This window comes from Kitasatospora sp. NPDC059747, from assembly GCF_042732955.1.
GTDB lineage: Bacteria > Actinomycetota > Actinomycetes > Streptomycetales > Streptomycetaceae > Kitasatospora.
Window position 1 is genome coordinate 4,606 of record NZ_JBHWGV010000143.1, and the last position, 6,796, is coordinate 11,401.

Consider the following 6,796-nt stretch of genomic DNA (forward strand, 5'->3'; position numbering starts at 1 on the left):
GGCGAGCGCGGCCACCCCGACCAGACTGCGCGCGAGCGCGGGGGCGCCCCCCCGATTTCCCCCCCCGCCGGGGGGCGCGGGGGCGCCGGCGGGGGGGCCGCCCCCCGCGCCCCGGTGGCGCGGCACCGTCAGGCGGCCCGTGTACGTCGCCGGGCCGTAGCCGAACCGGCCGTAGATCCCCGCCTCGGAGGCGAGCAGGACGGAGAGGAACTCGCCCCGGGCCCGGAAGTCGTCGAGTTGGTGCCGCATCATGGCGGTGAGGACGCCCTGGCGGCGGTGCGAGGGCAGGACGCCGACGCCCGACACCCCGGGGGCCGGGACGACGATCCCACCGGGCAGGGTGAGTTCGAAGGAGTACGCGATGGCGGTGCCGACGGGACGGCCGTCCGACGTCTCGGCGAGCACGCCGCGGTCCAGCTCCAGGGCCGACCACCAGACCCCGCTGCCGTCCTCGGCCGGGGTCTCCGGGAAGCGTCCGAACGCGGCGAAGAGCGTGTCGAGGAAGACGCCGTGGTCTTCCTGGCTCGTGGAACGGATCTCCATCGGTGCTGCTGCCTCCCCTGGGTGCCGGACTCACGACGCGTGATGTCCCGTGCCACAGTGGATCGTTCCCGTACCACGAGGTCAACCGAATTACCGACGGAGGCTCGATCGTGCGGCCGGGGGCGGCTCACCCCCGCAGGCGGGCGTTGAGCCGCGCCGCCTGCCGCGTCAGGTAGTCGCGCTCCGCCAGGTTGGGCGCCTTGTGCGCGGCCTCGGCGTACAGCCGGGCCGCCGTCGCCAGGTCGCCGTCGCGCTCGTGGAGGTACGCGGACGCCGCCGTGTGCCGGGGCAGGGAGTCGTCCAGCGCCGCGAGGGCCGCCAGCCCGGCGCGGGCGCCGTCGGCCTCGCCCACGGCGACCGCGCGGTTGAGGCGGACGACCGGGCTGTCGGTCAGGCGCGCCAACTCGTCGTACCACTCGACGATCTGCACCCAGTCGGTCTCCTCGACGGTTCGCGCGTCCGCGTGGAGCGCCGCGATGGCGGCCTGGGCCTGGAACTCCCCCAGCCGGTCGCGGGCGAGCGCCGCCTGGAGGATCCCGACGCCCTCGGCGATCAGGCCAGTGTCCCACCGGGTCCGGTCCTGCTCGGCGAGCGGTACGAGGCCGCCGTCGGGCGCCGTCCGGGAGGCGCGGCGGGCGTGGTGGAGCAGCATGAGGGCGAGCAGCCCGGCCACCTCGGGGTGGTCGATCACGGCGGCGAGCTGCCGGGTGAGCCGGACGGCCTCGGCGGCGAGGTCGACGTCGCCGGAGTAGCCCTCGTTGAAGACCAGGTAGAGGACGCGCAGCACGGTGGCGACGTCGCCGGGCCGGTCGAGGCGCACGCCGGCGACGGTGCGCTTGGCGCGGCTGATCCGCTGGGCCATGGTCGCCTCGGGGACGAGGTAGGCCCGGGCGATCTGGCGGGTGGTCAGGCCGCCGACGGCACGCAGGGTGAGGGCGGCCGCGGAGGCGGGCGTCAACGACGGGTGGGCGCACAGGAAGTAGAGCTGGAGCGTGTCGTCCGCCGCGGGCGCGGGCCCGGGCGGCGGCTCCTCGTCGACGCGGTCCTCGCGGCGGCGGCGGGCGGCGTCCGCCCGGGTCGCGTCGAGGAACTTGCGCCAGGCGGCGGTGACCAGCCAGCCCTTCGGGTCGCGCGGGGGGTCGGCCGGCCAGACCCGGAGGGCCTCGACGAGGGCGTCCTGGACAGCGTCCTCGGCCGCCGCGAAGTCGGCGCCGCGGCGGACGAGGGCGCCGAGCACGCCCGGGGTGAGGCTCCTGAGCAGTGCTTCGTCCATGGGGGTGGTCACGTCCCGGCAGGCTACTCGGTGATGGTGGGCGGCGCGGCCATGACCTCGCGGACCTCCAGCCACTCGTGGATCGGCCTGCCGCCGGCGCCGGGGGCGGCGGACAGCTCGCCGGCGAGTTCGACGGCGCGCTCGCGGCTGTCGACGTCGATGATCATCCAGCCGGCGATGAGGTCCTTGGTCTCGGGGAACGGGCCGTCGGTGACCGCCGGGCGCCCCTCGCCGTCGTAACGGACCCACATGCCCTCGGGGGCGAGGCCCTGGGCGTCGACGAACTCGCCGGTCTTCTCCAGCCGGGCGGCGAAGTCGTGCATGAAGCGGATGTGGTCCGAGATCTCCTCCGGCGTCCACTGGTCCATCGGGACGCAGTTGACCGGAGCCGGGGCGCCTCGGTAGTGCTTCAGCAGCAGGTACTTGGCCATGGTGTCTCTCCTCGGTGCGGTGCGACCCATTGTGGTCGCTTCCACCCCGGGGACGGAGCCGGGCGCGCGTTCTCGACATCCCTCGCCAGGATTTTTCGAGGACGCGCGAAGATCTCTTTCGGCGACCGTCCGGTCACCGGGAGTGCCGACGCCGTCAGCCGGCCAGGACGACCGTCTCGGCGGGGCCGGAGAAGCCCGGCGTGGGGTTCGGGGTGCCCGTGGAGGCGAGGCGCCGGTGTTCCTGGGGGCTGACGCCGCGCACGCGCTTGAAGGCCGCGGAGAGGGCGAAGGCGTTGCTGTAGCCGACCTTGCGGGCCGCGAAGGCGACAGTGCACTCGGGCTCGCGCAGGAGGTCGGCGGCGACGGCGAGGCGCCAGCCGGCCAGGTAGGCCATCGGGGGCTCGCCGACCAGGGCGGTGAAGCGGCGGGCGAGGCCGGCCCGGGAGACGCCGACCTGCTGGGCGAGGTCGGCGACGGTCCAGGGGGTGGCCGGGTCGTCGTGCATGAGGCGCAGCACGGGCCCGACGACGGGGTCGTGCTGGGCGCGGTACCAGGCGGGGGCGCCGGAGTCGGGGGCGGCGAGCCAGGCGCGCAGGACGGAGACGACGAGGAGGTCGAGGATGCGGTCCAGGACGAGTTCCTGGCCGGGCTCGTTGCGCCCTATCTCGGCGGCGAGGAGGTGGATCAGCGTGTCGTCGGCGGCGGTGCCGGCCGGGCGGACGAGCAGGGCGGGCAGGCAGGCGAGGAGGCGCTGGCCGATCTCGTGCTCGGCCTGGTAGGTGCCGGAGAGGACGACGGAGGACGCGTCGTCGCGCTCGTTGCCGTGGCCCCAGGTGCGGACGCCGAGGGCCATGGTCTCCGAGACGTCGACGCCGCCGCGCGAGCACTGCTGGCCGGGGCCGACGATCACGTCGACGGGCGTGTCGGGGTCGTCGGCGACGGTGTAGGGCTCGGGGCCGCGCACGATGGCGACGTCGCCGGGGTGCAGGAGCAGCGGGGTGCCGCGTTCGGGCAGGATCCACGCGTCGCCGCGGACCATGGTGACCACGGAGAGCGGCGCGCGGTCCTCGATGCGCAGCGACCACGGCGGGGTGAGGATCGAGCGCAGCAGGAACGCCCCGCGCGCCTTGGGGCCGTCCAGGAGTCCGGTCAGCGTGTCCATGGCCGCCAAGTGTAGATGCGGGAGCATGATTTGACGGATTGTCATTTGAGGGCGTCTTGAGCGGCCGGGGTGGCCCCGGCACCCGTTCGTGCCCGATGATCGACGCGCACGGGGACGGACCGAGTCAGCGGTGGCCGAGGGATCGGGACGCCGGGACTCCGAGACACACAGTGAGGGGCCCTTCGAGATGGAACTGTCGCGCACACTCGTGCTCGTGGCGGCGACGATCACCTGCGGGCTGACCGCGGGCCTGTTCTACGCCTACGCGTGCTCCGTGATGCCCGCGCTGCGGCGGGTCGACGACCGCACGTTCATCGACGTGATGCAGAAGGTCAACGTCGCGATCCTGAACGGCTGGTTCGTGCTCGGCTACGTCGGCGCGCTGCTGTTCGGCGCGGCTGCCGTCGCGCTGCACCTGCCCGAGGAGGGGCACGACGCGCTGCCCGCCACGATCGCGGCGCTGGTGCTGTACGTGGGGAACATCGGTGTGACCCGGGCGGTGAACATCCCTCTCAACGACCAGCTGGAGAAGGCCGGTTCGCCGGCGCGGATCGCGGACCCGGCGGCCGTGCGGCGCGTGTTCGAGGAGCGCTGGGCCCGGTTCAACGTGCTGCGGGCGGTGCTGTGCACGGCGTCGCTCGGCTGCCTGGCGTGGGCGCTCGTGCTGGACGGGAACGCGTAGGTCCGGTTACCGGAGCGGATGTTCGGAGCTCCGGCCCGCAACCGGGTGGCGCACCGGTACCGTCTGGCGTGACGTGACGGTGGGCGGGGGCGGCGAGGGGAGCGGCGGCGTGGAGGCACTGGGGCCCGGGGATCCGCGGCAGGTGGGCGAGTACCGGCTGTTGCGACGCCTGGGTGCGGGTGGGATGGGCCTGGTCTACCTGGGCCGGACGGCCGGCGGGCGGACGGTGGCCGTCAAGACGGTGCACGCGCAGTTCGCGGCGGACCCGGAGTTCCGGGTGCGGTTCCGGCAGGAGGTGGCCGCGGCCCGCCTGGTGGGCGGGAGCTGGACGGCGCCGGTGCTGGACGCGGACACCGAGGGCGAGCGGCCGTGGGTGGCCACCGGCTACGTGGCCGGGCCCGCGCTGAGCGCGGCGGTGCGGGACTTCGGGCCGCTGCCCGCCCCGGCCGTCCGCTCGCTCGGGGCCGGGCTGGCCGAGGCGCTGGCGGCCGTGCACGGGCGCGGGCTCGTGCACCGGGACGTCAAGCCGTCGAACGTGCTGCTGGCGCTGGACGGGCCGCGGCTGATCGACTTCGGGATCGCCCGGGCCCTGGACGCGACGGCGCTCACGCAGTCCGGGTTCGTCGTCGGCTCCCCCGGCTTCCTCTCGCCCGAGCAGGCCGGGGGCGCCAAGGCCGGGCCCGCGTCGGACGTGTTCTCGCTCGGCGCGGTGCTCGCGTACGCGGCGACGGGCGAGGCGCCGTTCGGCTCGGGGGTGAGCGCGCACGTCATGATCTACCGGGTGCTGCACGAGGACCCCGACCTCGGGCCGCTGGACGCGGTGGACCCGCAGCTGTGCGAGATCGTGGCGGCCTGCCTCGCGAAGGACCCCGCGGACCGGCCGTCCCCGGAGCGGCTACGGGCGTGGCTGGCCGCCGACGACCCCGGGGCGGCCGAGCGCCTGAAGCGGAGAACGTGGCTGCCGCCGGCGGTCGCCGGGTCGCTCGCGGGGCTGGCGGTCGAGCTGCTGGACCTGGACGGAGCCGCCGCGGCCCCCGCGCCGCCGCCCCCGACCGTGGCGCCCGCCCCGCCGGCCTTCGCACCCCCGACCGGGCAGTTCGGCCCGCCTCCGCCCCAGGCCCCGCCCCTGACCGTGGCCGCCACCCCTCCCTCGCCCTACCCGCCGCCGTACCGGCAACCCGCCGGCCGGGGCCTCGGGCGCATCGGCGTGGCCGTCGCCGCCGTCCTGACGACCGCGCTGCTGGGCACCGGCGTGTACCTCTGGAACCGGCCCGACGGCACCACGGCGAGCGGCAGCAGCACCTCCTCGGCCGGTCAGGCCACGACGGCCGCCACGGCGACCACCCCGGCACCGGCACCGAGCCCGACGCCGACACCGGCCCCGACGCCTGCGGGCGCTATACCCGCGGACTTCCTGGGCACCTGGGCGGGCCAGCTCGGCAGCCCCGCGATCCGCACGAAGGCGGACTTCAAGATCACCATTCGGCAGGGCCAGAAGGGTGAGCCCGTCGCCGAGATCACCAACAACACCGGCGCCGGCACACCGAGCTGCGACGCCACCGCGAACCTCACGTCGGCCGCCGCCGACCGCATCGTCCTGCGCACGGCCCCGCTGAGCCCCGTCAGCGGGTGCGTGGCCGAGCCGTACGACCAGGTGTACACGCGGAACAAGGACGGCGGCCTGCACCTGGTCGTCGCGGGCTTCTCCGGCGACCTGCGGAGGCAGTGAGGACCGACACCGGTTACCGTGAGTACATGATCAACGGTGCCCACCTGATCATCCACAGCCGTGACGCGGAGGCCGACCGCGTCTTCCTGCGCGACGTGCTGGGCTGGCCGCACGTCGACGCGGGCGGCGGGTGGCTGGTCTTCAAGCTGCCCCCGGCCGAGATCGCCGTCCACCCGGGCGGCTCGCCCTCGCACGAGCTGTTCCTGATGTGCGACGACGTCGACGCCACCGTCCGCGAACTCACCGCGCGCGGGGTGGAGTTCACCGAGCCGGTCACCTCCGTCGGCTGGGGGCTGAAGACCGCCCTGCGCCTGCCCGGCGGCGGGGAGGTCGGCCTCTACCAGCCCCGCCACCCGGTGGCCCACTCGCTCTGACCCCGGCCGGTCAGAGCGCTGAAGGTCAGGGCGCCGAAGGTCAGGGCGCGCTCGCCCGTCGGCCCGCGTTGGTGGCGACCAGCCGGTAGTCGGTGAACACCACGGGCCCCTCGGAGAGTTCCGGCGCGTAGGCCGCCTGGAACCGGCGCACCGCCTCCGATTCGCCGTGCGCCCGGTGGGCGGCCTCGTCGGCGAAGGTGAAGAGGTGGACGAAGCGCGTCGGGTCGTCCTTCTGCTGCCAGGCCGTGTACATCCACGTGTCGGGCTCGTGCGCCGCGACGTAGCCGACGAACTCCTCGATCGCCGCCAGGACCCGGTCGACGGCCTCGGCGTTCACTCGGTAGCGCGCGGTCTGGTAGATCGGCATGGCTCTCCGCCTGTCGCTCCTCGGGGACGGTCTTCCTGCCTCCACCTTGCGGGCGCCCACCGGGAGGGCAAAAGCCGTGACCACCGAACGAGTGCCTCCACGCGGAGCCGCGCGGCCCCGTCGGCCCCGGGCGAGGGGGGGCGCCGCGCCGGCGAGGGGGGGGCGGGGGCCCCGGGCGCGACCGCCCCCCCCGGGCCCGCCCCGCCCCCCGGGGAGGGGGCGCGGGGGGGGCCCG

At 75.3% G+C, this 6,796-nt stretch carries 8 protein-coding genes; 3 read left to right on the forward strand and 5 right to left on the reverse strand.

Annotated elements, in window-relative coordinates; all coding sequences use genetic code 11:
* The 4 genes from ACFV4G_RS37895 to ACFV4G_RS37910 form a co-directional block, all read right to left on the reverse strand.
* On the reverse strand, positions 1-543 hold a 543-nt coding region (locus tag ACFV4G_RS37895), incomplete at its 3' end, for a GNAT family N-acetyltransferase (protein WP_380447144.1).
* Positions 544-670: 127 nt separating this feature from the next.
* The gene (locus ACFV4G_RS37900; RefSeq protein ID WP_380447174.1) at positions 671-1,816 is read right to left on the reverse strand and encodes an RNA polymerase sigma factor; all 1,146 of its coding nucleotides are present in this window, start codon (positions 1,814-1,816) and stop codon (positions 671-673) included.
* A gap of 23 nt (positions 1,817-1,839) precedes the next feature.
* A complete protein-coding gene (locus tag ACFV4G_RS37905) occupies positions 1,840-2,247 on the reverse strand; it encodes a YciI family protein (protein WP_359974921.1) in 408 nt (135 codons plus the stop codon).
* Between the two features lie 154 nt (positions 2,248-2,401).
* Complete coding sequence (locus ACFV4G_RS37910) at positions 2,402-3,409, reverse strand: AraC family transcriptional regulator (RefSeq protein ID WP_380447146.1); 1,008 nt, start codon at positions 3,407-3,409, stop codon at positions 2,402-2,404.
* A 187-nt stretch (positions 3,410-3,596) separates the two neighbouring features.
* Between ACFV4G_RS37910 and ACFV4G_RS37915 the strand changes: the two genes are divergently transcribed.
* The 3 genes from ACFV4G_RS37915 to ACFV4G_RS37925 all read left to right on the forward strand — a co-directional run bounded on the left by ACFV4G_RS37915 (position 3,597) and on the right by ACFV4G_RS37925 (position 6,194).
* Positions 3,597-4,091, forward strand: coding sequence for a DUF1772 domain-containing protein (locus ACFV4G_RS37915; RefSeq protein ID WP_380447148.1), 495 nt, complete (start codon positions 3,597-3,599; stop codon positions 4,089-4,091).
* Between the two features lie 109 nt (positions 4,092-4,200).
* On the forward strand, positions 4,201-5,820 hold the full coding sequence (locus tag ACFV4G_RS37920) for a serine/threonine-protein kinase (RefSeq protein ID WP_380447150.1): 1,620 nt from the start codon (positions 4,201-4,203) through the stop codon (positions 5,818-5,820).
* 26 nt (positions 5,821-5,846) lie between these two features.
* Positions 5,847-6,194: a VOC family protein gene (locus ACFV4G_RS37925; RefSeq protein ID WP_380447152.1), complete on the forward strand. Its 348-nt coding sequence runs from the start codon at positions 5,847-5,849 to the stop codon at positions 6,192-6,194.
* A gap of 40 nt (positions 6,195-6,234) precedes the next feature.
* On the opposite strand, the gene ACFV4G_RS37930 is transcribed toward ACFV4G_RS37925, so the two are convergent.
* Positions 6,235-6,561, reverse strand: a complete 327-nt coding sequence (locus tag ACFV4G_RS37930; RefSeq protein ID WP_380447154.1) for a putative quinol monooxygenase — start codon at positions 6,559-6,561, stop codon at positions 6,235-6,237.
* Between the last annotated feature and the right edge of the window lie 235 nt (positions 6,562-6,796).

Bases quoted from the DNA above. Each gene is read 5' to 3' on its own strand.
- ACFV4G_RS37925 (WP_380447152.1), top strand. From the start codon at position 5,847: ATGATCAACGGTGCCCACCTGATCATCCACAGCCGTGACGCGGAGGCC.
- ACFV4G_RS37930 (WP_380447154.1), bottom strand. From the start codon at position 6,561: ATGCCGATCTACCAGACCGCGCGCTACCGAGTGAACGCCGAGGCCGTC.
- ACFV4G_RS37915 (WP_380447148.1), top strand. From the start codon at position 3,597: ATGGAACTGTCGCGCACACTCGTGCTCGTGGCGGCGACGATCACCTGC.
- ACFV4G_RS37900 (WP_380447174.1), bottom strand. From the start codon at position 1,816: ATGGACGAAGCACTGCTCAGGAGCCTCACCCCGGGCGTGCTCGGCGCC.
- ACFV4G_RS37905 (WP_359974921.1), bottom strand. From the start codon at position 2,247: ATGGCCAAGTACCTGCTGCTGAAGCACTACCGAGGCGCCCCGGCTCCG.
- ACFV4G_RS37910 (WP_380447146.1), bottom strand. From the start codon at position 3,409: ATGGACACGCTGACCGGACTCCTGGACGGCCCCAAGGCGCGCGGGGCG.